Source organism: Streptomyces sp. NPDC018833, from assembly GCF_044390825.1.
Lineage (GTDB): Bacteria > Actinomycetota > Actinomycetes > Streptomycetales > Streptomycetaceae > Streptomyces.
On record NZ_JBIRZM010000001.1, the window covers coordinates 781,786 to 806,562 of the forward strand.

Sequence of the window (24,777 nt, forward strand, 5' to 3'; positions counted from 1 at the left end):
GAGAGCACAGTGTTCGAGTACGAGAAGGACGGCGCGGAGATCTACCGCCAGTCCTTTGCCACGATCCGCGCCGAGGCGGACCTCGCCGGGCTGCCCGCCGAGGTCTCCCAGGTCGCGGTCCGCATGATTCACGCCTGCGGGATGGTCGACCTCGTCCGCGACCTCGCCTACTCCCCGGACGTCGTCCTGCACGCCCGCGCCGCCCTGCGTGCCGGTGCGCCGATCCTGTGCGACGCGCAGATGGTGGCGAGCGGTGTCACCCGCAAGCGGCTGCCCGCCGACAACGAGGTGATCTGCACCCTCTCCGACCCCTCCGTGCCCGCGCTCGCCGCCGAGCTGGGCACCACCCGCAGCGCCGCCGCCCTCGAACTGTGGCGCGACCGTCTCGAGGGCTCCGTCGTCGCCGTCGGCAACGCCCCCACCGCGCTCTTCCGGCTCCTGGAGATGATCGAGCAGGGCGCGCCCCGCCCCGCCGCCGTCATCGGCGTGCCCGTCGGCTTCATCGGCGCCGCCGAGTCGAAGGACGTGCTGGCCGCCCACCCCCTTGGCCTCGAACACCTCGTGGTGCGCGGCCGCCGCGGCGGCAGCGCCATGGCCGCCGCCGCCGTCAACGCCATCGCGAGCGAGGTGGAGTAGTGAGCGCCGACCAGAAGACGACAGGGCGTCTGTACGGCGTCGGGCTCGGCCCCGGCGACCCGGAACTGATGACCCTGCGCGCCGCGCGCATCATCGCCGCGGCGGATGTGATCGCGTACCACTGCGCCCGCCACGGCCGTTCCATCGCCCGCTCGATCGCCGCACCGCATCTGCGCCCCGACCACATCGAGGAGCGCCTGATGTACCCGATCACCGTGGAGACCACCGACCACCCCGGCGGCTACCGCGGTGCGCTCGACGACTTCTACGAGGAGGCGGCCGCCCGCCTCGCCGAACACCTCGACGCCGGGCGGACGGTGGCCGTCCTCGCCGAGGGCGACCCGTTCTTCTACGGCTCCTACCAGCACATGCACAAGCGGCTCGCGCACCGCTACCCGACCGAGGTCGTCCCCGGCGTCACCTCCATCAGCGCCGCCGCGGCCCGCCTCGGGACACCGCTGTGCGAGGCGGAGGAGGTCCTCACCGTCATTCCCGGCACGCTGCCGGAGGATGAGCTGACCGCACGTCTCGCCGCGACCGACTCCGCCGTGGTGATGAAGCTCGGCCGCACCTTCCCCGCGGTGCGCCGCGCCATGGAGACCTCAGGCCGGCTGGACGAGGCCCGGTACGTCGAACGCGCCACCATGAGCGGCGAGCGGACCGGTCAACTGGCCGACATCGACCCCGAATCGGTGCCGTACTTCTCCGTCGCCGTCGTGCCGAGCCGTATCGCCAATCCGCGGCCGGAGCCGCAGAGCGGCGAGGTCGTGGTCGTCGGCACCGGGCCCGCCGGGCCCCTGTGGCTGACCCCCGAGACGCGCCGCGCGCTCGCCGACGCCGACGAGATCGTCGGCTACACCACGTACGTGGACCGCGTCCCGCACCGGCCCGGCCAGATCCGGCACGGCTCCGACAACAAGGTGGAGTCCGAACGCGCCGAGTTCGCCCTCGATCTCGCGCGGCGCGGGCGGCGCGTGGCGGTCGTCTCCGGCGGCGACCCGGGCGTCTTCGCCATGGCGACGGCGGTACTGGAAGTGGCTTCCGAGCCGCGGTACGCGCACGTGCCCGTGCGCGTCCTGCCCGGTGTGACCGCGGCGAACGCGGCGGCGGCCGCGGCGGGCGCCCCGCTCGGCCACGACTACGCCACGATCTCCCTGTCCGACCGGCTCAAGCCATGGGAGGTCATCGAGACCAGGCTGCGGGCGGCGGCGGAGGCGGACCTGGTCCTGGCGATCTACAACCCGGGCTCCCACTCTCGTACACACCAGGTGGCCGCGGCCCGCGACCTGCTGCTCGAACTCCGCTCGCCCGAGACCCCGGTGGTCGTGGCGCGGGACGTGGGCGGCCCGGAGCAGTCGGTGCGGGTGGTGACCCTGAAGACGCTGGAGCCCGCCGAGGTCGACATGCGCACGCTGCTGCTGATCGGCTCGTCCCGGACACGTGCGGTCGAGCGCGGCGACGGCCGGACGATCACCTGGACGCCGCGCCGCTACGAGTGAAGGCGCCGAGGCCGTTCGCGTCGCGTCCAGTCGTGCGACGCGGACGGCCTCCCTGTGATGATTCGGTTCCTGACGGATCGATTCGGCGCCTGTCGGTTCGACGCCCGGACCGGCCGTGTGCCGTGCGAGCGGAACAAGGCTGTACGGTGCGGCGTGCGGCGAGACCGTGATGTACGCCGTGGTGGCCGTGGACGACTGGGGCAACTCCTTGCGCGCGGACGACGAGAGTGTGAACTGGGGGTCGAGGTCACCGAACTCGGCGCTCCCGCCGCCAGCTGAAGCACCCGAGAGCTGGAGCACCCACGACCGAGGCCGCACGTGGCTCATGTCTATGGGCTGAGGCGCACGAGGCTGAGGCGCGCACGAGGCCGAGTCGCGCACGAGGCCGAGTCGCACGCGACCGAGGCCGCCCGCACACCGACGGGGAGCGGCGGCCTCAGCCGTGCACCCAGGCCGCCGCTTCCTCGACCGTCGCCGCCACCCGCACGCCCGCCGGCACCGGCGGCCTGCGCACGACCACCACCGGGATGCCGGCCTCGCGGGCCGCGCGGAGCTTCGGGGCGGTTGCCGCGCCGCCGCTGTCCTTCGTCACCAGGAGGTCGACGCGGTGGGCGCGCAACAGCCCGCGCTCGCCGTCGAGGGTGAAGGGGCCCCGGTCCAGGAGGACTTCGGTGCGGGCCGGCATCGGGGCCTCGGGCGCGTCCACCGACCGCAGGAGGAACCACTGCGGGCAGTCCGCGAAGGCGGCGAGCCCCATCCGTCCGGTCGTCAGGAACACCCGCTCTCCCAGGCCGTCCAGTGCGCGGGCCGCCTCCGCCAGGGAGCCGACCGAGTGCCAGTCGTCGCCCTCGACCGGGACCCAGCCGGGGCGGCGCAGTGCCAGCAGGGGAACATGGGCGGTGGCGGCCGCCCTGGCCGCGTTGAAGCTGATCCGCTCGGCGAAGGGATGGGTGGCGTCGATGACCGCGTCCACGTGGTGCGCGCGAACCCAGTCCACGAGCCCCTGCACGCCGCCGAACCCGCCGATCCGTACGGTGCCGACCGGCAGCCGGGGGCTCGCGACGCGCCCGGCCAGGGAGCTGGTGACGCGGACCTCGGGGTGCAGGGCCGCGGCGAGGGCGCGGGCCTCGGCGGTCCCGCCGAGAACGAGTATGTGCACGGGAGTCCTTTCATGAGTCCAGGCGGCGGGCGCGACGCCCAACTCAAGCACACGGGGCTGCGCCCGGGCTGGACCACGGGGGCCTGTGCGACGGCGGCGACGACGGCCGCGTACACGGCGCTGCTGACCGGGGAGTTCCCGGACCCGGTGACGATCACGCTGCCGAAGGGGCAGACGCCGGCGTTCGCGCTGGCGGCCGAGTCCCTGTCGGCCGGCGCGGCCATGGCCGGGATCGTCAAGGACGCGGGCGACGATCCGGACGTCACGCACGGCGCGCTGGTCCGCTCGACGGTACGGATCCTCCCGGCCGGCTCCGGCGTCGTCTTCCGGGCCGGGCCCGGCGTCGGCACGGTCACGTTGCCCGGCCTGCCCCTGGACGTCGGTGAACCGGCGATCAACCCGGTCCCGCGCCGGATGATGCGCGAGCACGTCGCGCTCGTGGCGGGCCTGCACGGCGGCACGGGGGACGTCGAGATCACGGTCTCCATCGATGACGGCGAGGAGATCGCCCGCTCCACGTGGAACCCGCGGATCGGCATCCTCGGCGGCCTGTCCGTCCTGGGGACGACCGGCGTCGTCGTCCCGTACTCCTGCTCGGCCTGGATCGACTCCATCCGCCGCGGTGTGGACGTGGCCCGCGCGGCGGGCCTCACCCACGTGGCGGGCTGCACCGGCTCGACCTCCGAGAAGACCGTGACGACGCTCTACGACCTGCCCGAGATCGCCCTGCTCGACATGGGTGACTTCGCGGGAGCGGTCCTCAAGTACATCCGCCGCCACCCGGTCGACCGCCTCACGATCTGCGGCGGCTTCGCCAAGCTCTCCAAGCTGGCGGCGGGCCACCTGGACCTCCACTCGGCCCGCTCCCAGGTCGACAAGGCATTCCTCGCCGACCTGGCCCGCGCGGGCGGCGCGTCCGGGTCCCTTGCCACGGAGATCGCCACGGCCAACACGGGCCTGGCGGCCCTGCGCCTCTGCGAGGCGGCGGGCGTCCCGCTCGGCGACCTGGTCGCGGCGACGGCCCGTGACGAGGCCCTGTCGGTCCTGCGGGGCGCGCCGGTGTGGGTGGACGTGGTGTGCATCGACCGCGCGGGCACGGTGGTGGGCCGCGCGGCTCCGGCGGGGCCGTGAGGCCGCCCGGGGGCGGGCTGTTTCCCCCACCCCGCCCCTCCCCGAAACTCTGACGAGACCCGGGGCTTCGCCCCGGACCCCGAGCGCGCGGGCTGCGCCGCGCGGCGCAGCCTGTGGGGCTCCGCCCCCGGGAGGGGTGCGCGGGCTTCGCGGCCCGGGCACCGGCTCCGTCGGCCGCGGGCTTCGCCGCGCAAGGTCTGTGGGCTCCGCCCCGGGCAGGGTGCGCGGGCTTCGGGCGCAGGATCTGGGGGCTCCGCCCGGGCGGGGTCCGCGGGCTTCGCGGCGCGCGGCTGTGGGGCTCGGCCCGAGACTCCGTGCGCGCGGCTCGCGCGGCGCGGGCACCGGCTCCGCAGGGCGGCCCTGTGGGGCTCCGCCCCCGGGCGGGGTGCGCGGGCTTCGCGGCGCGGGCACCGGCTCCGTCGGCCGCGGGCTTCGCCGCGCAGGATCTGTGGGCTCCGCCCCGGGCAGGGTGCGCGGGCTTCGGGCGCAGGATCTGTGGGCTCCGCCCGGGCGGGTGCGGGGGCTCCGCGGGCGCGGGCTTCGCGGCGCGGGCCTGTGGGGCTCGGCCCGAGACTCCGTGCGCGCCGTGCGGGCACCGGCTCCGTCGGCCGCGGGCTTCGCCGCGCAGGACCTGTGAGGCTCGGCCCGGGTCGCGGCGTGGGCACCGGCTTCGCGGGCGCGGGCTTCGGGGCACGGGCCTGTGAGGCTCCGCCCGGGCGGGTGCTGCGGGCTTCGCGGCGCGCGGCTGTGGGGCTCGGCCCGAGACTCCGTGCGCGCGGCTCGCGCGGCGCGGGCACCGGCTCCGCAGGGCGGCCCTGTGGGGCTTCGCCGCGCGGGCACCGGCTCCGCCCGGGGCGGGGTGCGCGGGGTTCGCCGCGAGGAAGTCGCCACTGTTGTGGGCAATCGTTCCGCGGGGCGGAACGGGTGGGCACAACACCACGGGGGCGTCGCACCCCCAGGGGTCCTCAACCAGGGACCCCGCGCCACCCCCGGGCCGCGCCGAGCGAGGGGACCATGGGGGCAGCAGCCGTGCGAAGCCTGCGCACCCGGGCGCCCCCGGGCAGGACCCCGTCAGCAGGCGTGCCGGTCGCGCTCCGCCGAGTACAGGTGGCTGTCGCGGAACTGCGTCGCCGCCAGCGTGCGGCCCACCAGGATCACCGCCGTGCGCGTCACCCCCGCCGACTTCACCTGGTCCGCGATGTCCTCCAGCGTGCCCCGAAGGACCAGTTCGTCCGGGCGGCTCGCCATCGCGACCACCGCTGCCGGGCAGTCCTTGCCGTAGTGCGGCACCAGCTCGTCGACCACCCGGTCCACATAGCGCGCCGCCAGGTGCAGCACCAACAGCGCCCCGCTCCTGCCCAGCGTCGCGAGGTCCTCGCCCTCCGGCATCGGCGTCGCCTGCTGGGCGATACGCGTCAGGATCACCGTCTGGCCCACGGTCGGGACCGTGAGCTCCCGCTTCAGCGCCGCGGCCGCCGCCGCGAACGCCGGTACGCCGGGCACCACTTCGTACGGCACCCCGGCCGCGTCCAGCCGCCGCATCTGCTCGGCGACCGCGCTGAAGACGGACGGGTCGCCGGAGTGCAGCCGGGCAACGTCGTGGCCCTCCTCGTGGGCGCGGACGAGTTCGGCCGTGATGGCGTCCAGGTCCATCCGGGCCGTGTCCACCAGGCGGGCGTCCGGCGGGCATTCGGCCAGCAGCTCGGTCGGGACGAGGGAGCCGGCGTACAGGCACACCCGGCACGACGCCAGCGTGCGCGCGCCGCGCACGGTGATCAGGTCGGCGGCACCGGGGCCCGCACCGATGAAGTACACGGTCATGACAGCTCTCCAGTCTTGGTGACGGTCCATTGGGTGACGGGCATCGCCTGCCGCCAGCCGGTGAAACCGCCGACGGGCACGGCGTGCGCGACGGCGAGCCGCACCAGCTCGCCGCCCAGCGCGCGGTACCGCTCGGCGAGCAGCGCCTCGGACTCCAGCGTCACGGTGTTGGCGACCAGCCGGCCGCCGGGCGGCAGCGCGTCGAGGCAGGCGTCCAGCAGACCGGGTGCGGTCAGCCCACCGCCGATGAACACCGCGTCGGGCGTGGGCAGTCCGGCCAGTGCTTCGGGCGCCGCGCCGCGCACGACGCGCAAGGCGGGTACGCCGAGGGTGTCGGCGTTGCGCGTGATGCGCGCGGCGCGAGCGGTGTCGCGTTCTACGGTGACGGCGCGGCACGAGGGATGGGTGCGCATCCATTCGATGGCGATCGACCCCGAGCCCCCGCCGATGTCCCACAGGAGTTCGCCGGGCGCGGGGGCGAGCGCGGCGAGGGTGGCGGCGCGTACATGGCGCTTGGTGAGCTGGCCGTCGTGCTCGTACGCCTCGTCCGGCAGACCGGGCGCGGCGGACAGCCGCAGTGTGCCGGGGGCGCGCCGGCAGTCGAGGGCGATGACGTTCAGCGGGTCCACGGCGGCGGACCATGTGTCGGCGGTGCCGTCGGCCTGCCGTTCCGCGGGGGAGCCGAGCTGCTGGAGGACGCGCATCCTGCTCGGCCCGTATCCGCGGTCCCGCAGCAGCGCCGCGACCTCGGCCGGGGTGTCCGCGCCCGCGCTGAGCACCAGCAGGCGGCGCCCGTCGTGGAGCGCGGCGGCGAGACGGGCCGCCGGGCGGCCGACGAGCGTGACGACGCCGACCTCCTCCACGGGCCAGCCGAGCCGGGCACAGGCGTACGAGACGGATGACGGATGCGGCAGAACGCGCAGCGCGTCCGGGCCGAGCTCGTCGGCCAGCGCGCGCCCGATGCCGTGGAACAGGGGGTCGCCGCTGGCGAGGACGGCGACACGGCGGCCGGCATGCGCGGCGAGGAGGCCCGGGACCGCGGGGCGCAGCGGGCTGGGCCACGGCACCCGTTCGCCGCCGCACTCGCCCGGCAGGAGCGCAAGCTGCCGCGTACCGCCGATGATCACGTCGGCCCCGCGCAGGGCGTCCCGTGAGGCGGGGGCGAGCCCCGCCCAGCCGTCCGCGCCGATCCCGACGACGGTCACTGCAGGTGGGCGTGGTGCGGGGGTCACGGAGTCGGGTACCTCGGGAAGCGGGGGAGGGGGACGCTGCCGCACTCTACTGTCCACGTGCCCGGCCCTCTTGAGGGCCCCCGCCGGATGGCTCCCGCGGCCCGACCGCGCGCGCGGCTGCACCCGCGTGGCAGACGCCGGCGCGCCCCTCGTCAAGGGGCTGTTTCGTCTGCCGCCCGGCGATCGCCCGGCCGATGCCGGGGACTGCCCCTGACGGAGGGCTCGGCCGCGTCCAGGCGGGGGGCGCGGCTGCACCGGTGTGGCGGTTGTCAGTGGGCCGCGCCCTGTTCCTTGTGGGGTTGCGTCCGGCGCAGAGCGCGTGGCCGGTCCCTCGGTGGGCGCTTGCGGCGCGGTTCGGGCGGGCCGGTGGTTCCCGCAGGCCACGGCTGCGTCCGGAGGGACGCCGATGCACGCCGGCCTGCCCGGAACCCGCGGACGGCCGCGCCCGGGCCGGGCCACCGGGCGGGGACCCCACACCCCGATCGTGCCTGCGGCTGCACCGGCGTGGCGGACGCCGACCGCCCGCTGTCCAGGGGTTGTTTCGTCGGCCCACCCGCCGATCGCCGGGCCGGTGCCGGGGACTGCCTGCGGACGGGCCCACGCTGCTCCCCGCTTCCCGGCTGGGGCGTCGCCCCCCAACGCTGGCCCCGTGTCAGTGGTGCGCGGCACACTGGACGCATGTGCCGCAGCATCAAGACCCTTCGTCCGCCTGTGCTCCCCGAGGAAGCCACTGAGGAGGACATGCGCGCCGCCGCCCTGCAGTACGTGCGCAAGGTGTCCGGCTTCCGGGCGCCCGCCGCGCACAACCGGGAGGTGTTCGAGCAGGCCGTCGACGAGATCACCGAGGCCACCCGCAGGCTCCTAGACGGTCTGGAGGTGCGCGGGGCGGCCAGGCGGCCGGTGTCGGACGCGGCATGACCACAGCCGCGGGACACGGGCGGCCGGCGACCGGCGCCTGCACCGCCGTGCCGAGCCGGCTCGCGGGCCGCTAGGCGGTCGGGGCCGGGCGTCGCATGACGTAGGCGGCCAGCGATCCGGCCGCGAACAGCGCGAGCACCGACACCGCCGCGCCGATCCAGCTCGCTCCTAGCCACTGGCCGCCGAAGTAGCCGAGGCCGACGCTGTAGCCGGCCCAGGCCACACCCGCCAGGGCCGACCACGGCAGGAATTCCCTGACGTTGCGGTGCGCGGCGCCCGCGCCCAGGGAGACGACCGATCGTCCGGCGGGTGCGAAGCGGGCGATGATGACGAGCGCTCCACCGCCGCGGCTGAGCGCGGCGCCGAGACGTTCCTGCGCCTTGGCCAGGCGGCGGGAGCGGGCGATGGCCCGGTCGAAACGGGCGCCGCCGCGCCAGGCGAGCCGGTAGGCCACCAGGTCGCCGAGCACGGAGGCGGTCGCCGCGCAGAGCACGAGGACCAGCAGGGAGGGGACCTCGCGCTGGACCTGCCCCGCCGCGCCGGCGACGGTGCCCGCCGTGGAGCCGGCGGCCGCGGCCGTCGCGGCCGTGATGACGAGCACACCGCTGGGCAGTACGGGCAGGAAGACGTCGAGGAGAACGGACAGGGCCACGACGGCGTAGATCCATGGGCTGCCGGTCAGTGACCCCACGCTCTCCAGACTGTCCAGCACCTTGTTCGTCTCCCCGTTTCGGTGACAAGGCCGCTGTGTCGCGAGGGCGCCAGGGGCGGCTTGACAGCTGTACAGCGTACGCCCGGGTGACGCCCGGAGATCGGCAGGGGGCGGCAGGGTGTCCGGATGTCGTACGCCGCCCGAATACCGGACACGTGCGCGGATACGCGCTCGACGCGAAGCGCCCGGTCCCTCGCGTCGAGGGACCGGGCGCCGCTGAACTCCGGGTGTACGGCGGGCGGCAGGGCCCTCGTCGGGGCTGCTGCCGCCCATGGCAAGGCCGTTGGCGCGGCCGCTGGGTCAGGCGGTCACGGCCGTCCGCTCCTTGCCCGCGTCCTCGCCCTGCCGGTCGGCGCCGCGTGCGCCGAAGAGGCCGTCGATGGCGAGAGCTCCGGGACCGGTGAAGACGAGCAGCAGGAACGCCCAGCAGAAAATGGCCGACGCCTCACCGCCGTTCTGCAGCGGGAACAGCGACTCCGGCTGGTGCACGGTGAAGTAGGCGTACGCCATCGAGCCGGAGGCGAGGGCCGCGGCGCTGCGGGTGCCGATGCCGAGCAGCACCAGCCCACCGGCGACGAGCTGGATGAGCGCGGCGTACCAGCCGGGCCAGGCGCCCGTCTCGACGGTGGTGCCGTTCATCCCGCCGAGCACGCCGAAGAGCGAGGCGGCGCCGTGGCACAGGAACAGCAGGCCGACGACGATGCGGAACAGCCCGAGCGCGTACGGCTGCGCCTGATCCAACCGTCCGGGAAGTGTGGGGGTGGTCATGGGGACTCCTTCGGCCATGGGGACGGAACCGATGAGGAGGCCCAGGTTAGGCGGACCTAATTCATACTTGCAAGTTCAACATTTGGCCGACGTCCGATTTCCGTCCTGGATTCCGCTTGCTCGCCCGCCGCCCGCCCCGGACCCTCGTGCGCCGGGGCAGGCGCCGGGGCAGGCGCCGGGGCGAGCGAGTGCAGAGCCGCCCGCGCGACCGCGTCCGCATCCGACAGCGTCACCGAGTCCACGCCCGGCCGGGCCCCCGCCGCGGTCACCCAGTGCACGCCCTCGGTGGGGACGCCGAACGCGAAGCGACGTGGATGCGCCCGGCCCTGACGGTTCACCAGACGGTACGGGCGCGGCGTTACGTCCAGGCCGCCGGTTTCGTAACCGCCGATGGCGTGCGGGCGGCACTGGCCTGTTTTCAACAGCCGGCCGAGCAGTTCGTCGTGCGTCCTGCGCAGATCCGGTTCCGGCAGCCGTGCCTCGATCAGCGTGGTGCACGTCACGGCCGAGCCCGGCACGTCGGGCGACTCGGCCGTGAACAGCCCGTCCTCGGTGCCCACTGTCATCCGGGGGCCGACGACCTCGAGGACGCCCGCTTCGATCAGCGCCGTCATCTCCTCGATCCGGCGCCGCGGCGGGCCGATGGACAAGAACGCGTTCAACGGCGTGTACCAGCGGTCGAGATGGTCGCGGCGGGACATACCGGTCAGACCGCCGTGGTCGACGATCAGACGCAGCTCGTTGCGGATGTCGCGCAGGACGTCGAGAGCCGCCTTCACCGGGCCCGCGACATTGCCGAGTGCCGCGTGCGCGGCATCGTCGCGCAGATGCGTGAGCAGCCAGGCCCGGTGGTGGCTGGGTGAGGCGAAGACCTCGCCGCCGTGCGGGCGCGCGATGCGCTCCCACGACCAGCGGTCCGCTGCCGTGACGCCGAACGCCTCCAGCACCGCGGCCTCGTCCGGCCCGCCGTGTCCGGCTGCCAGGAACCACTCGCGGAAGGACCCCGCGCCGTCCGGACGGACGGCCCCCGTGCCGCCGGAAGGGGAGGCCCCTGCGCCGCCCGCGGGGAAGGCCCCTGCGCCCCTGGCGGGGAGGGACCCCGTGCCGCCGGAAGGGAGGGCCCCCGCGCCGCCCGCGCGGAAGGAGCCCGCGCCTCCCTCGCCGCCGCCCGCGGTATCCCGCTCCTGGACGGCAGGCAGCGCTTCGTAGTAGACCGTCTCCACCTCCTTGGCGACGAGCGGCCAGATCTCCGCGAGGAAGTCGGCGGGCTCACCGGCGTCGGCGCGGCGACGGAAGCGGGCGATCACCTCCGGTGTCAGGACCAGCGGCTCGTGGCGCCCCGACGGCCCCTTCGCGTTGTCCCCGCGCGCCTGGTACGGCACCCCGCGCCGCGAACCCGCGTACAGCTTCGGCTCGCGTCCGGACGGCCGGTAGACCAGCCCGCGTTCACCGTCCACCACGAACGAGCCGCCGCGGCCGGTCGTCAGCAGGGCCAGGTGGTCGAAGAAGGTCAGCCCCAGACCGCGCAGCACCACACGCTCACCGGCGGCGATCACCGACAGGTCGAGATCGGCCGGATTGGCGGGCGGGAAGTGGCGCAGTCCCGGCCGCCGGGCCGCGTAGTCGGCGAGCTGGGTGGTGGACTGGCCTGGAACCACCGGCAGGTGGCCCTGGGCGAGCACGACCGCGCTCAGCCCGGACAGCAGCGTGCCGTCGTCGAGTCGGAGCGACTGCAGCGGGTCCCTGGCGTCCGGAGGAGCGTCCCGGTCGTCCTCCAGCCGTACGGCGAGGGCCCGGTGGACCCGTACCTCCACCGTCCCCGGCGCGGAGCCCACGACACGGTCGAACGCCCATTCCAGATAGCGCCCGTAACAGGCGCGGGTGGGATACTCGTCCGGGCCGAGCCGCTCGCCGGGCCGGTCGGCGGCCCACTCGTACAGGCTCGGCCCCCGGCGCAACGGCCCCTCGCAGCCGACGCTGTCGTCGGTGAAGACGGTCACCTGCGAGGCCACCGTGTTCATCAGCAGCTCGGCGCTCTGGTCGGTGCGCCACACGCGCCCGGAACCGGGTGGCGCGGCGTCGACGACATGGACGATCAGCGGTGTGTCCGGGGCGAGTTCCGGGACCGAGGCGCAGAGCCGTTCGAGGACGCAGGTGCCGCGGGGGCCGGCGCCGACGAGGGCTATCGCGGAAGGAAGGGACGACTGCGCGGTACCTGCGGACAACACGTGCTCCCGGGGCATGTGGGGGGTGCATGACGGCCGCTGGAAGCGGACCGTCCGCCTCATCATGCCGGTGCGACGCCGCACCCCGCCGGGCCGGGTCGGCGTTGTCCCCGTATGCGGCCGGAACACAACGCCCGGTCACGGACCGTCCGTCAGGCTCCGCTCCAGCACGGTCGTCAGCCGCGCCGTTCCACCGTGCGTCTTTTCCCGGCCCTTCACCCGCTGAAGGCGCAGGGCGGCGGTGCGGCCCCGCAGCGTCAGCGTCATCAGCTGGTTGCCGAACCACGGCCCGCCCGTACGCTTCCAGTCCACGAATGGCGCGCCCGTGCGGCCGTGCCGCGCCAGCGCACGGCCCAGCCGCTTCGCGAACCGGCTCCAGCCGAAACGGAATCCGACCCGCAGTGCCGCGGGCACCGAGTTGTGCAGCGGTGAACACGTCAGCTGGAGCACACGCGCCACCGGCTGCCCGGCCGCCGGCCACACCGGCTCCGCCACATAGGCGTGATGCACGTCCCCGGAGAGCACGCACACGCTCGCCGGGGCGTCTTCACCGGCGCCCGCCTCCGCGATCATGCGCGTCAGCCTCTCGAACGAGGCCGGGAACGCCGCCCAGTGCTCCAGATCCGCAGCCCTGCGCACCCGCTCCGCGAACCGCGCCCAGCGCGCGCCGCGCTCGCCCCGGCACAGCGCCGCGTTCCACTCCTCCGCGTCGTGGATCAGCGGCGGCAGCAGCCACGGCAGTGAGCTGCCCACGAGCAGATGGTCCAGCGAGCCGCGGTCGGCAAGTGCCTGGTCGCGCAGCCACGCCGCCTCCTGCGGGTGGAGCATCGCCCGGTCGTGCTCCTCCAGCACCCGGCCGGCCCGCGTGTCCACCATCAGCAGCCGGGTGCGGCCGAAGTCGCGGCGGTAGCTCCAGCGGACCGTGGCCGGATGGGCATCGGCCCGCAGCGCGAACTCCCGCAGCGCCTCGGTCCCGTCCCCGGCCGCCCGCACCCGCCCGTACAGCTCGTCGGCGTCCAGCTCGGCGGGGGAGAGGTTGCCCAGGTGCTGGTACACCCAGTACGACATGAGCCCGCTGGTCACCCGCTCCTGCCACCAGGGCTTCGCCCGCATGTCCGCGAGCCAGGACGCGCTGGTGTTCCAGTCGTCGACCAGGTCGTGGTCGTCGAAGATCATGCAGCTCGGCACGGTCGACAGCAGCCAGCGCAGCTCGGGGTCGAGCCAGGACTCGTCGTACAGCCGGGTGTACTCCTCGAAGTCCGCGACCTGGTCCGTGGGCGCCGTGCGGCCCGCACCCGACGCGGCCCGCCGGTCCGCGATCCACCGCCGCGTCGGGTCCGACGTCTCGTCCGCGTACACCTGGTCACCGAGCAGGAGCAGCACGTCCGGGCGCGGAAGGCCGGGGTCGGCGGCGAGTGCGGCCGCGAGGGTGTCCAGGGCGTCGGGACCCACCCGGTCGTGCCCGCCGACAGGCGGCGCGGCCCAGCGGCACGAGCCGAAGGCGACGGTGACGGCCGCCGCGGGCACCTCGGGCGTACGGATCGTGCTGGGCGGGAAGGGCGAGTCGGGCAGCGGCCACACCCGCTCGCCGTCGAGCAGCACTTCGTAGGCCGTGGCCGTGCCCGGTGTGAGACCGGTCACCTGAACCAGCGCGTAGTCGTGGTCCGCGATCCGGAACGTGCGCGCGGAGCCGTGGGCGCCGCCTTCGCAGCGCACCTCGACCGCGCACGGGCGGTCCGCCTCGACCCAGACGGTCGCGCCGGTGCCCGTGTCCCAGTCCACGTACCGCAGCAGCGGTCCCAGGCGCAGCCCGGCCATGTGTGCCCCTTCCGGTCGCCCCGCACGGTACGGAACGAGCTTCCGTACGGTACGGAACGACGGGAGGGACGGCCTGGTTCCATACGGCCCGGTTCCTTGTGATCCGTTTTTCCGGCCGGTTCCTTACGGCCGGATTCCTGCAGCCCGATTCCTTGCGGTGGCGCCGTCAGCAGCCGTTCAGGATCGACTGGAGCGCGCTCTTCTCGGCGGAGTCCACCTTCAGGTTCCAGTAGTACTTCGTGTGCACCCACATGCGGGCGTACATGCAGCGGTAGGAGGTGACCGGGGGCAGCCACTCGGCCGGGTCCTGGTCGCCCTTGGCCTGGTTCACGTTGTCGGTGACCGCGATCAGCTGCGGGCGCGTGAGGTCGTTGGCGAACTGCTGACGCTTTGAGGTCGTCCAGCTGTTGGCGCCGGAGCGCCACGCCTCGGCCAGCGGGACGATGTGGTCGATGTCCACGTCGGAGGCCGCGTACCAGGTGGCGCCGTCGTACGGGGAGTACCAACTGCCGCTGACGGCCGCGCAACTGGAGTCCTGGACCACGTTGGAGCCGTCGCGCTTGAGGACGACCTCGCGGGTGTTGCACGCGCCCGACTGGGTGATCCAGTGCGGGAACAGGTCACGGCTGTAGCCCGTGGACGAGCCTTCGGGGGAGACGGTCAACTGGCTGAGGTAACTGCGGGCGGTGGACGCGCTGACGGGAGTGGGCGGGGCGGCCTGCGCGGCGGGAGCGGTGGCCAGCAGGCCGGTGGCCGCGACGGCGGAGGCTGCGGCGAGCACGGCTATACGGCGGGCATGACGCGCGTAGACACCAGACATGCGAACTCCTTCTGAGTGGGGGGAACGTGGCCACCCCTGCGCCCTTCGGTGCGGGAGGGGGCCCAGACGTGGCCATGCTGGCGGCGCCAGGTTTCTCGGGGGTGGGCGCCAGGTAACAGAGTGGCGACATGGGCACGTCACATCAAGGGTTCTGACGGACCGACACCCTCTCTTCCTCCGGCTAGGGTTGCCGCGTGCTGCTGCCGGTCAACCTCACACTCGGGGCCGTACTGGCCGTCCTGCTCGCCGTCGCGGCGACCGTCGCCGCCGTCGCCCACCTGGGCCGGTCCCGCGCGATCGCCGTCGCAGGCGTGCGCGCCGCGGCCCAACTCGCCGTCGTCTCCCTCGCCATCGGCTGGGTCGTCGAAGCCGTACCGCTGCTCCTGGCCTTCCTGCTGCTGATGTACGCAGTCGCCGTGCGCACCGCCGGTCGGCGCATCACCGCCAACGCCACCTGGTGGTGGGCCGCACTGCCCATCGCCGTCGGCGTGCTCCCGGTGGTCATGGCCCTGCTGCTGACCGGACTCGTCCCGGTGAAGGGCATCACGCTCGTCCCCGTGACCGGCATCCTCATCGGCGGCGCGCTCACCGCGACCGTCCTCGGCGGCCGCCGCGCGCTGGACGAACTGGCCCAACGCCGCGGCGAGGTGGAGGCGGGCCTCGCCCTCGGCCTGCTGGACCGGGACGCCCGCATGGAGGTGGCGCGCCTGCCCGCCTCCGACGCCCTGCTGCCCGGCCTCGACCAAACCCGGACCGTAGGGCTCGTCACACTCCCGGGGGCGTTCGTCGGCATGCTGCTCGGCGGCGCGTCACCGGTGGAGGCGGGCGCGGTGCAACTGTTCGTACTCGTCGCCCTGATGGCCGTCCAGGCCGTCGCGGTCGCGGTGGTGCTGGAGCTCGTCGCACGGGGGCGGCTGCACCGGGACGGCGCAGAGGCCGGGTCGCCGGGGCCCTAGGGAGGCTTGGGGGCCGGCGGGTCGGGACTTTGGGAAGGCGTGGGGCGGCCGGGTCGGGGTCCTGGGAAGGTGAGGGGCCGGGACCTGGGGAGGCGCGGGTACGGGCTGACCGAGCTCTCTGACGGGTCGGCCGGGCGGTCGCGTAGGCTGTAGGGCAAGAAGGGGAGTAGCTCTTCGCCGGAACGTCGACATACTGCCGGGCCTCGTGCCCGGCCGGCGCCCGGAGGCGGACTCGTACGCGCAGGAGGCCGCCGGCGAGACCTTCGGCCGCAGTGTCCATGTATGCATTCATGGTGCTGCCGTGCCGAAGCGACCCCTGAAACGCTCAGGACTCTCGGCAGGGCGGCGCCCGACCGATTGAGGGTTCCCATCCATGATCAGCCTCACCGTCATGGCGATCACGTTCGGCGTCGTCTTCCTCGCCGAGCTGCCCGACAAGACCGCGCTGGCCGGTCTGATGCTCGGCACGCGATACCGCGCCTCGTACGTCTTCGCAGGTGTCGCCGCCGCCTTCGCCGTCCATGTCGCGCTCGCCATCGCGGCGGGCAGCGTGCTGACCCTGCTGCCCAACCGGCTGGTGCAGGCCGTCGTCGGCCTCCTCTTCCTCACGGGCGCCCTGATGCTGCTCATGAAGAAGGACGACGGCGAGGAGGAGAGCGTCAAGGCCCCGGCCGACGAGTCCTTCTGGAAGGTCTCGGGCGCGGGTTTCATGCTCATCCTGGTCGCCGAGTTCGGCGATCTGACCCAGATCATGACCGCCAACCTCGCGGCCCGCTATGACAACCCGGTCTCCGTCGGCCTCGGCGCGGTACTGGCCCTGTGGGCCGTCGCCGCCATCGGCATCCTGGGCGGCCGGACCCTGATGCGGTACGTGCCGCTGCGCCTGATCACCAGGGTCGCCGCCGTGCTGATGCTGGCCCTCGCCGGGTTCAGCCTGTACGAGGCCCTCGCCGGCTGACCGGCGCTGCGCCGGGTTGCCCCGGAGCCAGGCCGGGACGGCGGGGTCAGTCCTGGTGGGCGTCGGCGGGCCGGGTCTCGCGGATGCCGAGCTGGATCGTTCCGTCGGTGCGGGCCGTGACGCCGAGATGCGTCAGGTCCGGAACGTACAGGTCCGGGGCGAAGGCCGCCGCGCGCGGGCCGACACCGACCACGCGCATGCCGGCCGCGCGAGCCGCCGTGATCCCGGCCTCGGAGTCCTCGAAGGCCACGCAGTCGGCGGGGTCGTGGCCCAGTTCGGCCGCACCCTTGAGGAAGCCTTCCGGGTCCGGCTTGCTCGCGCCCACGCACTCGGCGGTCACGCGGACCTCGGGCATCGGCAGGCCGGCCGCGTTCATCCGGGCGGTGGCGAGGGCCTGGTCGGCTGAGGTCACCAGGGCGTGGGGGAGGTGCGCGACGGCGGCCAGGAACGCGGGCGCGCCCTCTACGGGCACGACGCCGTCGGTGTCGGCGGTCTCCTGGGCGAGGAGGACGCGGTTGTCGGCGTGGTTCTCCTCCATGGGCCGGTCGGGGAGGAGCACGGCCATGGTCGCGTAGCCCTGGCGGCCGTGGACCACCTTGAGCACCTCGTCCGGGTCCAGTCCGTGGTCGAGGGCCCAGGCGCGCCAGCAGCGTTCGACCACGGCGTCCGAGTCGACGAGGGTGCCGTCCATGTCGATCAGCAGGGCACGGGCGGTCAGGACGGACGTGGCGGTGGCCGGCATCGGCATGGCTCTCCAGGGCGGGGGAGGGAGACAGAGCGGTTCCGCCCGCCGGTCAGGGAATACGGGCGGAACCACTTTGTTCCTACACGATACAAAAGAGGGCGGGTGAACGCCACCCCGCCGCATCGGTCCCGTCACGGCTCGCTCGTCTCCGCCTCCAGGGCCTTTCGCGTCTTGGCCCCGTACACGCCGAGCGGGTCCCCCTTGATGCCCCGGGCCGATTGGAACCGCGCCACCGCGTCCTCGACCGTCTCGTCGTAATTCCCGTCGGCGGGGCCCTCGTACAGCCGGATCTCCGCGAGTCGCAGCTGGAGCTCGGTCACCGCCGGGCCGCTGTCGCCCTGCTGCAGCGTCCTTGTCGAGGACCGCCCGGGCGGCTCCTCCGCAACGCTGCCGGTGGCCACGGCGGTCGACGGCGGCGCGCTCGGGGCCGCCGACGCCGGCCCGGACGACTCCGTGCCCCGCGTGCCGGAGGCCGAGGGCCGCGCCGACGCGGAGGACGACGCGGAGGCGGACGCCGAAGCGGAGGGCGTGCCGGTCACGGACTCCGGAGCGGAGGGCCCGTCGGGGCCGACGTTGAGGCTGGGGCCGGCGCTGTCCCGGTCGGGCATGGACACGCGGTCCCGTTCGTCGTCGCCGGAGAACAGGCCGCCGGCGAACGCGACCGTCGCCGCCACGGCGATGACGGCCGCACCGACGACGACGGCGACCGGCGCGCGCCGCCGCTGCCTGCGACGCCGGTCGGGGGGCGCGGCGCCGGGGGCGTGACCGTTGAGCGGCGCCAGCTCGTGGGTGTCGTCGTCCCCTCTCTCCGCGAACGCGGCGACGTCCCGGGGCACGGGCCCCCTCCCGCTCGCCCCGGGGGCCCGTACGACCCCGGCGACCGGGCCCCGCTCGTGTGCGACGGTCTCGGCGAGATCGGGCATCGCACCGGGTCCGCCCTGCGGAAAGGGCCCCTGCGGTACGCCCTCGCCGACCGGCCCGGCCACGAGCCCCAGCCCGCCGGCCCCCTGCCCGACGGTCCGGGGACCGTCGGGGACGCCGGAGCCCCCCGGTCCTCGATCCGTCGCGCCGTGCCCCTGGGCCGCCGGGCCGGGCGTCGCCGTCTCCGCAGTGGGTGCGGCGGGGCCGGAGGCCGGTGGCACCGTGATCGCGGGGGCCACCCCGGGGCCCACCGGGTCCCGCCACTGGGCCGTGGTGCCGGGCGTCACCGGCCCGGCCGGGCCCGGCTCCGGGATCCCGGTGCCCACCGGCCCCTGCGGTACGCCGCCGCCTGCTGCGAGCCCCGGCCCGCCGGGCACCTGCCCGATCGCCTGAGGGCCGTCCGCCCGCGGACCGTCCGCGCCCGGCCAGGCCGGAACCGCACTCGGCCCGTGACCAGCCGTGCCCGTCTCTTGAGGCACCGTGCCCGGAGAGTCCACCGGCCCCGGCCCCGGGCGCACCGCGCCCGGACGCTCCGTCGCGGGGCCGGGTGTCACCGGACCAGCCGCGGCCGACTCCGCGGGTATCGGGGGCGCCCCCAAGCCCACCATGCCTGCCTGCGGCGCCACCTCCGCCTGCGGCACCTCCGCCTGCGGCACCCCCGCCTGCGGCACCCCCGCCTGCGGCGGCAGCGAGAGGGGTGGGGGACCCGTGGGCGGGAGGGCCGGCTCGGGGAGCGTCACGTACGGACGTATCCGCAGCGGGTCGAAGTCCTCCGCCCGCGCGTGCGCCTGGCGCTCCGCATGCAGCGCCTCCGCCGCCCTCCGTGCGCAGTCGCATCCGAGCCCCGCGCCGCCGTCCGCGCGCAGCGGTCTGCCGCACTCGGTGCAGCTGTTTCCGGTCATGGCCGGTCCCCTCCCATTGGAATGCCGCCGATTATCCAGACGACCGGTGCCGCACCGCACAGCAGTCCAGCAGGTGCCACCCCGCGCCCGCCGCTCGGCAGGTCATAACAGGCCATAACCGAACACACCCACCACGATGGAGAGGAGCGCGAAGGAGATCCGTATGGCCCAGGAAGTGAGCACCGCGCAGTCGCACCCGGCCCCCGGAGAGGGACAGAGCCGCCGGACGGTGCTCGTCGCCATCGGGGCCCTGCTGCTGGGCATGCTGCTCGCCGCACTCGACCAGACCATCGTCGCCACCGCGCTGCCCACCATCGTCAGCGAATTGGGCGGCATGGACCATCTCTCCTGGGTGGTCACCGCCTACATGCTGGCCTCCACCGCCGCGACCCCCCTGTGGGGCAAACTCGGCGACCAGTACGGCCGGAAGAAGCTCTTCCAGGCCGCCATCGTCATCTTCCTCATCGGCTCCGCCCTGTGCGGCATCGCTCAGAACATGCCCCAGCTCATCCTCTTCCGTGCCCTCCAGGGCCTCGGCGGCGGCGGGCTCATGGTGTTGTCCATGGCGATCGTCGGCGACATCGTCGCGCCCCGCGAACGCGGCCGCTACCAGGGCCTGTTCGGTGCCGTCTTCGGCGCCACCAGCGTCCTCGGGCCGCTGCTGGGCGGATTCTTCACCGAACACCTCAGCTGGCGCTGGGTGTTCTACATCAACCTGCCCATCGGCGTCGTCGCGCTGCTCGTCATCGCCGCCGTCCTGCACATCCCGGTCCGCGCGACCCGGCACACCATCGACTACCTCGGCACGTTCCTCATCGCCTCCGTCGCCACCTGCCTCGTCCTCGTCGCCTCCCTCGGCGGCACCACCTGGGCCTGGGGCTCGGCGCGGATCGTCGGCCTCGCGGTGCTCGGCGTGCTGCTGCTGGTGGCGTTCGTGGCCGTCGAGCGGCGCGCCGCCGAGCCGGTGCTGCCGCTGAAGCTGTTCCGCATCAGGACGTTCAGTCTCGTCGCCGTCATCAGCTTCGTCATCGGCTTCGCGATGTTCGGGGCGATGACGTACCTGCCGACGTTCCTCCAGGTCGTGCAGGGTGTGTCGCCGACCATGTCCGGGGTGCACATGCTGCCGATGGTGCTCGGCATGCTGATCACCTCGACGGGGTCGGGCCAGATCGTCAGCCGTACCGGCCGCTGGAAGGTGTTCCCGCTCGCCGGCACGGCCGTCACGGCCGTCGGGCTCGTCCTGCTGCATCAGCTCAAGGAGTCCAGCTCCACCTGGCAGATGAGCGCGATCTTCTTCGTGTTCGGCGCCGGACTCGGCCTGGTCATGCAAGTGCTGGTGCTCGTCGTCCAGAACGCGGTCACCTACGAGGACCTGGGCGTCGCCACGTCCGGCGCGACGTTCTTCCGGTCCATCGGGGCGTCGTTCGGCGTCGCCGTCTTCGGCACCGTCTTCGCGGGCCGGCTGGAGAACAAGCTCACCGACGCGCTCGCCGGACAGCGGGTGCCGCCGGGCGCGGGGGCGTCCGAACTCGCCGCCGACCCGCGTGCCATCGCCGAACTTCCGCCGCAGCTACGCTCGTCCGTGCTCCACGCGTACGCCACGTCCATCACGGATGTCTTCCTCTACGCCGTGCCGGTCGTCGTCCTCGCGTTCCTCGTCGCCTGGTTCCTCAAGGAGGACAGGCTGCGCGGCTCGGTCACCGCGCCCGACCCGAGCCAGACCCTCGCCTCCAACCCGGTCGAACGCTCCTCGCACGACGAGTGCGCCCGTGCCCTGTCCGTCCTGGGTTCCCGCGAGGGCCGCCGGCACATCTACGAGAAGATCACCGCGCGCGCCGGGTACGACCTGCTGCCCGCGTCCAGCTGGCTGCTGCTGCGGATCAAACGGCAGGGCACGGTCGAACCGGCCCGCCTCGCCGAGACGACCCCCGTGCCGCTGCTGGCCGTCACCGAGGCGGCCCGGGAGGTCGAAGGACGGGGCCTGGCCCGCCGGGTGGGGCTGGACCTGCTGCTCACCGACGCGGGGGCGGAGGCGGCGGCCCGGCTGTCGCAGGCCCGTGAGGAGTCACTGGCGGAGCTGCTGGGCGACTGGTGGGGACCGGACCGGCCGACGGACCTGATCCAGCTGGTCCGCGAGCTCAACAGCGAGTTGTGCGGATCTGACGCGGAACGCCCGGACAGCCCCGAGCCGCGCGGTGATCACGAGCGGCCGGCGGTGGAGTACCCCCGCAGGCACTGAGCGCCGGGTGCGGGGCTACAGATCCTTGCCGTACCAGATCTCCATGTACGGGCCGGAGCAGTACGCCGGGATCTCCGCGTACCCGTGCCGGAGGTACAGCGGGCGGGCCTGCACCAGGTCCAGGCGGGTGTTGAGCACCATGCGGCCCGCGCCGAGCGCGCGGGCCTCGTGCTCCAGCAGGTCCATGAGGAGCCCCGCGCCCTTGCGGCCACGGAAGGCGGGACGTACGAACACGCGGGTCAGCTCGGCCCGTTCCGCGTCGAGCATCAGCACCCCGCCGCAGGCGGCGGGCTCGCCCCCGTACCGGCCGACGACGAACTGGCCCGTGGGCGGGACGAGCCGCTCGGCCTCGTCCCCGGCCAGCCCCTCGTCGATCTCGGCCTCGGTCGCCGCGCGCTTCCAGTAGCTGCCGGCGACATCGCCGTAGTAGGCGCGGCGCAGGGCGTAGGCGTCGTCGGTGTCGACGGCCTCGGGGGCGAGGGTCCACTCGGTCATCTGGACTCTGTATCCCCGCACGGGCCCGTTCCGCCAGCGAATTACGGCGCCGGAGCAGCGTCGACGCCCCCGGCGCTCACGGGCCCGGTCCAAGCCGGCAGGTGTCAGGCCTTGGGAGCGGCCTGCTGGATCACCTCGAAGGACCACACGGTGGACCCGCTCGCGGCCGGCCTGGGACGCTCGCCGCCCTCGCCACCGCCCTGGTGCGCCGCCTTCATGGGGCCCTCCATCCACGCCTGGAACGACTCCTCGTCGCGCCAGCGGGTGTAGACGAGGTACTGGTCGGTGCCTTCGACGGGTCGCAGGAGCTCGAACCACTCGAACCCGTCGGACGACTCGACGGCACCGGCGCGGGAGGCGAAGCGCTTTTCAAGGGTCTCGCGCTGCTCGGCAGGGACGGAGAGGACGTTGATCTTCACGATGCTCATGCGCCCATCCTGCCGCACGACACCGATGCAGCGCCGGGCGTCCCAGCGGCCGCGCGCCCGCCATGCCCCCGGGGACCCACCCCTCAATCGCCGGCGGGGCTGCTTGTGCGTGGCGCGCTCGTCAGGGCTCGCCCGGAGCCCCGCGCCTCGATTTCCCCTGCAGCGTGGCGGCCGTGGGCTGGGGGGGCACCCCGGTGAAGCCAGGAGGAGTGCCCTCAGCGGGGCTCCATGGCCGCCGGGCCGTAGGGGGATTGAGGACACCGCGCGAAAACGCGGTACATGGCCCAGGGCGAAGCCCTGAACGGGGGCTGGGGCAGCCCCGGCCGGCGCCCGCAGGGCCGGAAGGGTGGCGGCGCACGGGGCCCGGGCGAAGCCCCGACGCCCGCGCCCGCAGGGTCGCCAGCCGGCGCCCCCGGCTACGGAACGTCAGCCCACCACGCGCGCCACCAGCATCCCGTCCCAGCCCTTCGCGCCCACCGTCTGCACCACCGTCGCGTCCAGCTGCGGCTCCTCCGACACCAGCCGGTACATCTCTCGCGTCCCCGTGGTCGCCGGGTCGTCGGCCGACGCGTCCACGACCCGGCCGCCGCGGACCACGTTGTCCACCACGATCACGCTCCCCGGGCGCGTCAGGCGCAGCGCCCATTCCACGTAGCGCGCGTTGTTGGCCTTGTCCGCGTCGATGAAGACCAGGTCGAACGGGCCCGCGCCCGGTTCCGCCGCCAGGCGGGGCAGCAGGTCCAGGGCCGCGCCCGTCCTGACCTCGGCGACCCTGTCGCACCCCGCGCGGGCCAGGTTGGCGCGGGCCACGTCCGCGTGGGCGGGGTCGTATTCGAGTGAGATCAGCCGGCCGTCGGCGGGCAGCGCGCGGGCCAGCCAGATCGTGCTGTAGCCGCCCAGCGTGCCGATCTCCAGCGCTGTGCGCGCGCCCTGGATCCGGGCCAGCAGATGCAGCAGCTTGCCCTGGTTCGGGGCGACGCTGATCGCCGGGAGTCCGCCCGCCTCGCTCGCCGCGAGCGCCGACGTCAGCGCGTCGTCCTCGGGGACGAGAAGGTCGCCGATGTAGCGGTCGACGGCGTTCCACCGGTCCTGTGCGTGGTTCTCAGCAGCGTCGTCAGTCATACGGCCACGCTATTTCAGGCAGCAGGCGGCGGCACATGAATCGGCGCGGGAGGCACGACCCGCCTGCGCCGCCGGGTCCGTACCGCCCAGAGCGCAGCGGCCGTCGCGGCCGAGCCCAGCGTCAGCACCCACGCCGGTACGCCGCCGAACGTCAGCAGCTCGTCCTCCCACACCACCCGCCGAAAGGGTGTGTCCTCGGCCGTCGCCCGCAGTTCATGGTCGCCGTTGATCCGGGCCGGGTCGGGAAACTCCTGGTCGATCACGGTGAGGAAGCGTTCCTTCCCGCCGGTGAGACGGCCCAGCTCACCTTCGGGGGAGGTCAGCCTCCCCGCGTATGTCACCTCCGGCTCGCTGCCGCCGATCGCCGAGCGCGGCTCCATGCGGTGCTCGGCCAGCACGAACAGACCGAGGGACTGGGAGGTCTCCGCGCGCCTGGACAGCCGCATCGGATAGACGACTTCGTCGCTCGCGAACCGCAGCCGCAGGGGGTCGAGCGTGCCCGTCAGCACCGCGCCCTTCTCGCGCGGTGCGAGCCGTACGGCCACGTACTCCCAGCCCCGCTCGACGTACGGCCGCAGGTCCTCGTCGAGGCCGGCCGGCATCTCGAAGCCGTTCTCCTCCAGCCAGTCGCCGAGCGCGGCCGGGTCGGTCGCCGTCAGCCGGGCGACGTCGAAGTCCCCGAGCCGTTCGCGGCCGACCACGCCCACGCCGCCCCCGGCCGCCGCGTCCGGGGGCGGCGCGCCCGCCATGTCCACGTCGTCGAACGGCCAGTCACCGCTTCGGGGCCAGAAGTAGTGCCGCTCGCGGTGCTCGGGCGCGGCGATCCGCACCAGCTCGTCGAAGAGCGCGCCGTCGGCGAGCTCCACGGTGGCCCGCCCCGGCACCGGCATGATCCACGCCGCCCGCGGCGTGTCCGACGCGACCGTGAAGCGCATGACGATCTGCTCGGTGCTGCCGTCCCAGTCGACGACCGAGGTCTCCCGGCCCACGGCGATACGCGCGTTCGGATCGGGCACCATCGCCCCGCAGCCGCAGGCGTGCGCCGGTGCGATCAGTGTCCCCAGCTGGAGCACGAGCAGCGCCGACAGGATGACGAACGTGCGCGCGCGTGCCCCGAGTTCTTGTATGTTCCCCCGCATACCTCCTGTGACGATGTCGGGTGCCTCGACGGTTCCGGCTGGTCAGAGCCTTCTGGGTGCGGCACGACGGCAATAATCCGCCGGCAACGGGGTGACAGTCAGGTGAAGAGGGGGTTGCCTGAGTCTCTTCAAC

General features: G+C 74.1%; 21 protein-coding genes. 7 read left to right on the forward strand and 14 right to left on the reverse strand.

The features are described 5' to 3' along the window. The first annotated feature begins 9 nt into the window (after positions 1 to 9). Positions 10 to 636, forward strand: a complete 627-nt coding sequence (locus ACH5AF_RS03645; RefSeq protein WP_398899793.1) for a precorrin-8X methylmutase — start codon at positions 10 to 12, stop codon at positions 634 to 636. Continuing rightward, positions 636 to 2,135: a precorrin-2 C(20)-methyltransferase gene (locus ACH5AF_RS03650; protein ID WP_398899695.1), complete on the forward strand. Its 1,500-nt coding sequence runs from the start codon at positions 636 to 638 to the stop codon at positions 2,133 to 2,135. The genes ACH5AF_RS03645 and ACH5AF_RS03650 overlap by 1 nt, the downstream gene beginning before the upstream one ends. A 436-nt stretch (positions 2,136 to 2,571) precedes the next feature. Here ACH5AF_RS03650 and ACH5AF_RS03655 read toward each other — a convergent pair whose 3' ends face one another. After that, positions 2,572 to 3,294 (reverse strand): cobalt-precorrin-6A reductase, encoded by a 723-nt coding sequence (locus ACH5AF_RS03655; RefSeq protein WP_398899696.1) that lies wholly within the window; start codon positions 3,292 to 3,294, stop codon positions 2,572 to 2,574. A gap of 12 nt (positions 3,295 to 3,306) precedes the next feature. Between ACH5AF_RS03655 and ACH5AF_RS03660 the strand changes: the two genes are divergently transcribed. After that, a complete protein-coding gene (locus tag ACH5AF_RS03660; RefSeq protein WP_398899697.1) occupies positions 3,307 to 4,425 on the forward strand; it encodes a cobalt-precorrin-5B (C(1))-methyltransferase in 1,119 nt (372 codons plus the stop codon). 1,071 nt (positions 4,426 to 5,496) lie between these two features. Here the strand turns inward: ACH5AF_RS03660 and cobM are convergent. Both cobM and cbiE read right to left on the reverse strand, forming a co-directional pair. Continuing rightward, positions 5,497 to 6,246, reverse strand: coding sequence for a precorrin-4 C(11)-methyltransferase (gene cobM, locus ACH5AF_RS03665; protein ID WP_398899698.1), 750 nt, complete (start codon positions 6,244 to 6,246; stop codon positions 5,497 to 5,499). Continuing rightward, complete coding sequence (gene cbiE, locus ACH5AF_RS03670; RefSeq protein WP_398899699.1) at positions 6,243 to 7,478, reverse strand: precorrin-6y C5,15-methyltransferase (decarboxylating) subunit CbiE; 1,236 nt, start codon at positions 7,476 to 7,478, stop codon at positions 6,243 to 6,245. The genes cobM and cbiE overlap by 4 nt, the downstream gene beginning before the upstream one ends. A gap of 678 nt (positions 7,479 to 8,156) precedes the next feature. On the opposite strand from cbiE, the gene ACH5AF_RS03675 reads away from it, so the two are divergent. Beyond that, entirely contained in the window at positions 8,157 to 8,396 is a 240-nt protein-coding gene (locus ACH5AF_RS03675) for a DUF2277 domain-containing protein (RefSeq protein WP_398899700.1), read from the forward strand. A 70-nt stretch (positions 8,397 to 8,466) separates the two neighbouring features. Here the strand turns inward: ACH5AF_RS03675 and ACH5AF_RS03680 are convergent, their stop codons facing one another. From ACH5AF_RS03680 to ACH5AF_RS03700, 5 genes are all read right to left on the reverse strand, one after another. Then, positions 8,467 to 9,108, reverse strand: coding sequence for a DedA family protein (locus ACH5AF_RS03680; RefSeq protein ID WP_398899701.1), 642 nt, complete (start codon positions 9,106 to 9,108; stop codon positions 8,467 to 8,469). 300 nt (positions 9,109 to 9,408) lie between these two features. Continuing rightward, on the reverse strand, positions 9,409 to 9,876 hold the full coding sequence (locus ACH5AF_RS03685) for a DoxX family protein (RefSeq protein ID WP_398899702.1): 468 nt from the start codon (positions 9,874 to 9,876) through the stop codon (positions 9,409 to 9,411). 56 nt (positions 9,877 to 9,932) lie between these two features. Then, positions 9,933 to 12,119, reverse strand: coding sequence for an FAD/NAD(P)-binding protein (locus tag ACH5AF_RS03690; RefSeq protein WP_398899703.1), 2,187 nt, complete (start codon positions 12,117 to 12,119; stop codon positions 9,933 to 9,935). Positions 12,120 to 12,239: 120 nt separating this feature from the next. Continuing rightward, positions 12,240 to 13,919 carry an alkaline phosphatase D family protein gene (locus ACH5AF_RS03695; RefSeq protein WP_398899704.1) on the reverse strand — a complete coding sequence of 560 codons (1,680 nt, stop codon included), beginning with the start codon at positions 13,917 to 13,919 and terminating at the stop codon, positions 12,240 to 12,242. Between the two features lie 166 nt (positions 13,920 to 14,085). Continuing rightward, entirely contained in the window at positions 14,086 to 14,739 is a 654-nt protein-coding gene (locus tag ACH5AF_RS03700) for an HNH endonuclease family protein (RefSeq protein ID WP_398899705.1), read from the reverse strand. A gap of 194 nt (positions 14,740 to 14,933) precedes the next feature. On the opposite strand from ACH5AF_RS03700, the gene ACH5AF_RS03705 reads away from it, so the two are divergent. Both ACH5AF_RS03705 and ACH5AF_RS03710 read left to right on the forward strand, forming a co-directional pair. Then, positions 14,934 to 15,695, forward strand: coding sequence for an ABC transporter permease (locus ACH5AF_RS03705; protein ID WP_398899706.1), 762 nt, complete (start codon positions 14,934 to 14,936; stop codon positions 15,693 to 15,695). A 373-nt stretch (positions 15,696 to 16,068) separates the two neighbouring features. Beyond that, positions 16,069 to 16,653 (forward strand): TMEM165/GDT1 family protein, encoded by a 585-nt coding sequence (locus ACH5AF_RS03710; protein ID WP_398899707.1) that lies wholly within the window; start codon positions 16,069 to 16,071, stop codon positions 16,651 to 16,653. A 46-nt stretch (positions 16,654 to 16,699) separates the two neighbouring features. Here the strand turns inward: ACH5AF_RS03710 and ACH5AF_RS03715 are convergent, their stop codons facing one another. Next, positions 16,700 to 17,395 carry an HAD-IA family hydrolase gene (locus ACH5AF_RS03715; RefSeq protein WP_398899708.1) on the reverse strand — a complete coding sequence of 232 codons (696 nt, stop codon included), beginning with the start codon at positions 17,393 to 17,395 and terminating at the stop codon, positions 16,700 to 16,702. A gap of 134 nt (positions 17,396 to 17,529) precedes the next feature. After that, positions 17,530 to 19,221 (reverse strand): peptidoglycan-binding protein, encoded by a 1,692-nt coding sequence (locus tag ACH5AF_RS03720; protein WP_398899709.1) that lies wholly within the window; start codon positions 19,219 to 19,221, stop codon positions 17,530 to 17,532. Between the two features lie 163 nt (positions 19,222 to 19,384). Here ACH5AF_RS03720 and ACH5AF_RS03725 point away from each other — a divergent pair, with 163 nt between their 5' ends. Next, a complete protein-coding gene (locus tag ACH5AF_RS03725) occupies positions 19,385 to 21,460 on the forward strand; it encodes a DHA2 family efflux MFS transporter permease subunit (RefSeq protein ID WP_398899710.1) in 2,076 nt (691 codons plus the stop codon). A 15-nt stretch (positions 21,461 to 21,475) separates the two neighbouring features. Here ACH5AF_RS03725 and ACH5AF_RS03730 read toward each other — a convergent pair whose 3' ends face one another. The 4 genes from ACH5AF_RS03730 to ACH5AF_RS03745 form a co-directional block, all read right to left on the reverse strand. Then, positions 21,476 to 21,955, reverse strand: a complete 480-nt coding sequence (locus ACH5AF_RS03730) for a GNAT family N-acetyltransferase (protein ID WP_398899711.1) — start codon at positions 21,953 to 21,955, stop codon at positions 21,476 to 21,478. A gap of 104 nt (positions 21,956 to 22,059) precedes the next feature. Further along, positions 22,060 to 22,383: an antibiotic biosynthesis monooxygenase family protein gene (locus tag ACH5AF_RS03735; protein ID WP_398899712.1), complete on the reverse strand. Its 324-nt coding sequence runs from the start codon at positions 22,381 to 22,383 to the stop codon at positions 22,060 to 22,062. Positions 22,384 to 22,809: 426 nt separating this feature from the next. Next, complete coding sequence (locus tag ACH5AF_RS03740) at positions 22,810 to 23,505, reverse strand: O-methyltransferase (protein WP_398899714.1); 696 nt, start codon at positions 23,503 to 23,505, stop codon at positions 22,810 to 22,812. 14 nt (positions 23,506 to 23,519) lie between these two features. Next, positions 23,520 to 24,644 carry a DUF2330 domain-containing protein gene (locus ACH5AF_RS03745; protein WP_398899716.1) on the reverse strand — a complete coding sequence of 375 codons (1,125 nt, stop codon included), beginning with the start codon at positions 24,642 to 24,644 and terminating at the stop codon, positions 23,520 to 23,522. Between the last annotated feature and the right edge of the window lie 133 nt (positions 24,645 to 24,777).

Coding starts and splice junctions, on each gene's coding strand:
- ACH5AF_RS03660 (WP_398899697.1), top strand. CDS start 3,307: ATGAGTCCAGGCGGCGGGCGCGACGCCCAACTCAAGCACACGGGGCTG.
- cobM (WP_398899698.1), bottom strand. CDS start 6,246: ATGACCGTGTACTTCATCGGTGCGGGCCCCGGTGCCGCCGACCTGATC.
- ACH5AF_RS03675 (WP_398899700.1), top strand. CDS start 8,157: ATGTGCCGCAGCATCAAGACCCTTCGTCCGCCTGTGCTCCCCGAGGAA.
- ACH5AF_RS03685 (WP_398899702.1), bottom strand. CDS start 9,876: ATGACCACCCCCACACTTCCCGGACGGTTGGATCAGGCGCAGCCGTAC.
- ACH5AF_RS03690 (WP_398899703.1), bottom strand. CDS start 12,119: ATGCCCCGGGAGCACGTGTTGTCCGCAGGTACCGCGCAGTCGTCCCTT.
- ACH5AF_RS03695 (WP_398899704.1), bottom strand. CDS start 13,919: ATGGCCGGGCTGCGCCTGGGACCGCTGCTGCGGTACGTGGACTGGGAC.
- ACH5AF_RS03700 (WP_398899705.1), bottom strand. CDS start 14,739: ATGTCTGGTGTCTACGCGCGTCATGCCCGCCGTATAGCCGTGCTCGCC.
- ACH5AF_RS03710 (WP_398899707.1), top strand. CDS start 16,069: ATGATCAGCCTCACCGTCATGGCGATCACGTTCGGCGTCGTCTTCCTC.
- ACH5AF_RS03715 (WP_398899708.1), bottom strand. CDS start 17,395: ATGCCGGCCACCGCCACGTCCGTCCTGACCGCCCGTGCCCTGCTGATC.
- ACH5AF_RS03720 (WP_398899709.1), bottom strand. CDS start 19,221: ATGACCGGAAACAGCTGCACCGAGTGCGGCAGACCGCTGCGCGCGGAC.
- ACH5AF_RS03725 (WP_398899710.1), top strand. CDS start 19,385: ATGGCCCAGGAAGTGAGCACCGCGCAGTCGCACCCGGCCCCCGGAGAG.
- ACH5AF_RS03730 (WP_398899711.1), bottom strand. CDS start 21,955: ATGACCGAGTGGACCCTCGCCCCCGAGGCCGTCGACACCGACGACGCC.
- ACH5AF_RS03735 (WP_398899712.1), bottom strand. CDS start 22,383: ATGAGCATCGTGAAGATCAACGTCCTCTCCGTCCCTGCCGAGCAGCGC.
- ACH5AF_RS03740 (WP_398899714.1), bottom strand. CDS start 23,505: ATGACTGACGACGCTGCTGAGAACCACGCACAGGACCGGTGGAACGCC.
- ACH5AF_RS03745 (WP_398899716.1), bottom strand. CDS start 24,644: ATGCGGGGGAACATACAAGAACTCGGGGCACGCGCGCGCACGTTCGTC.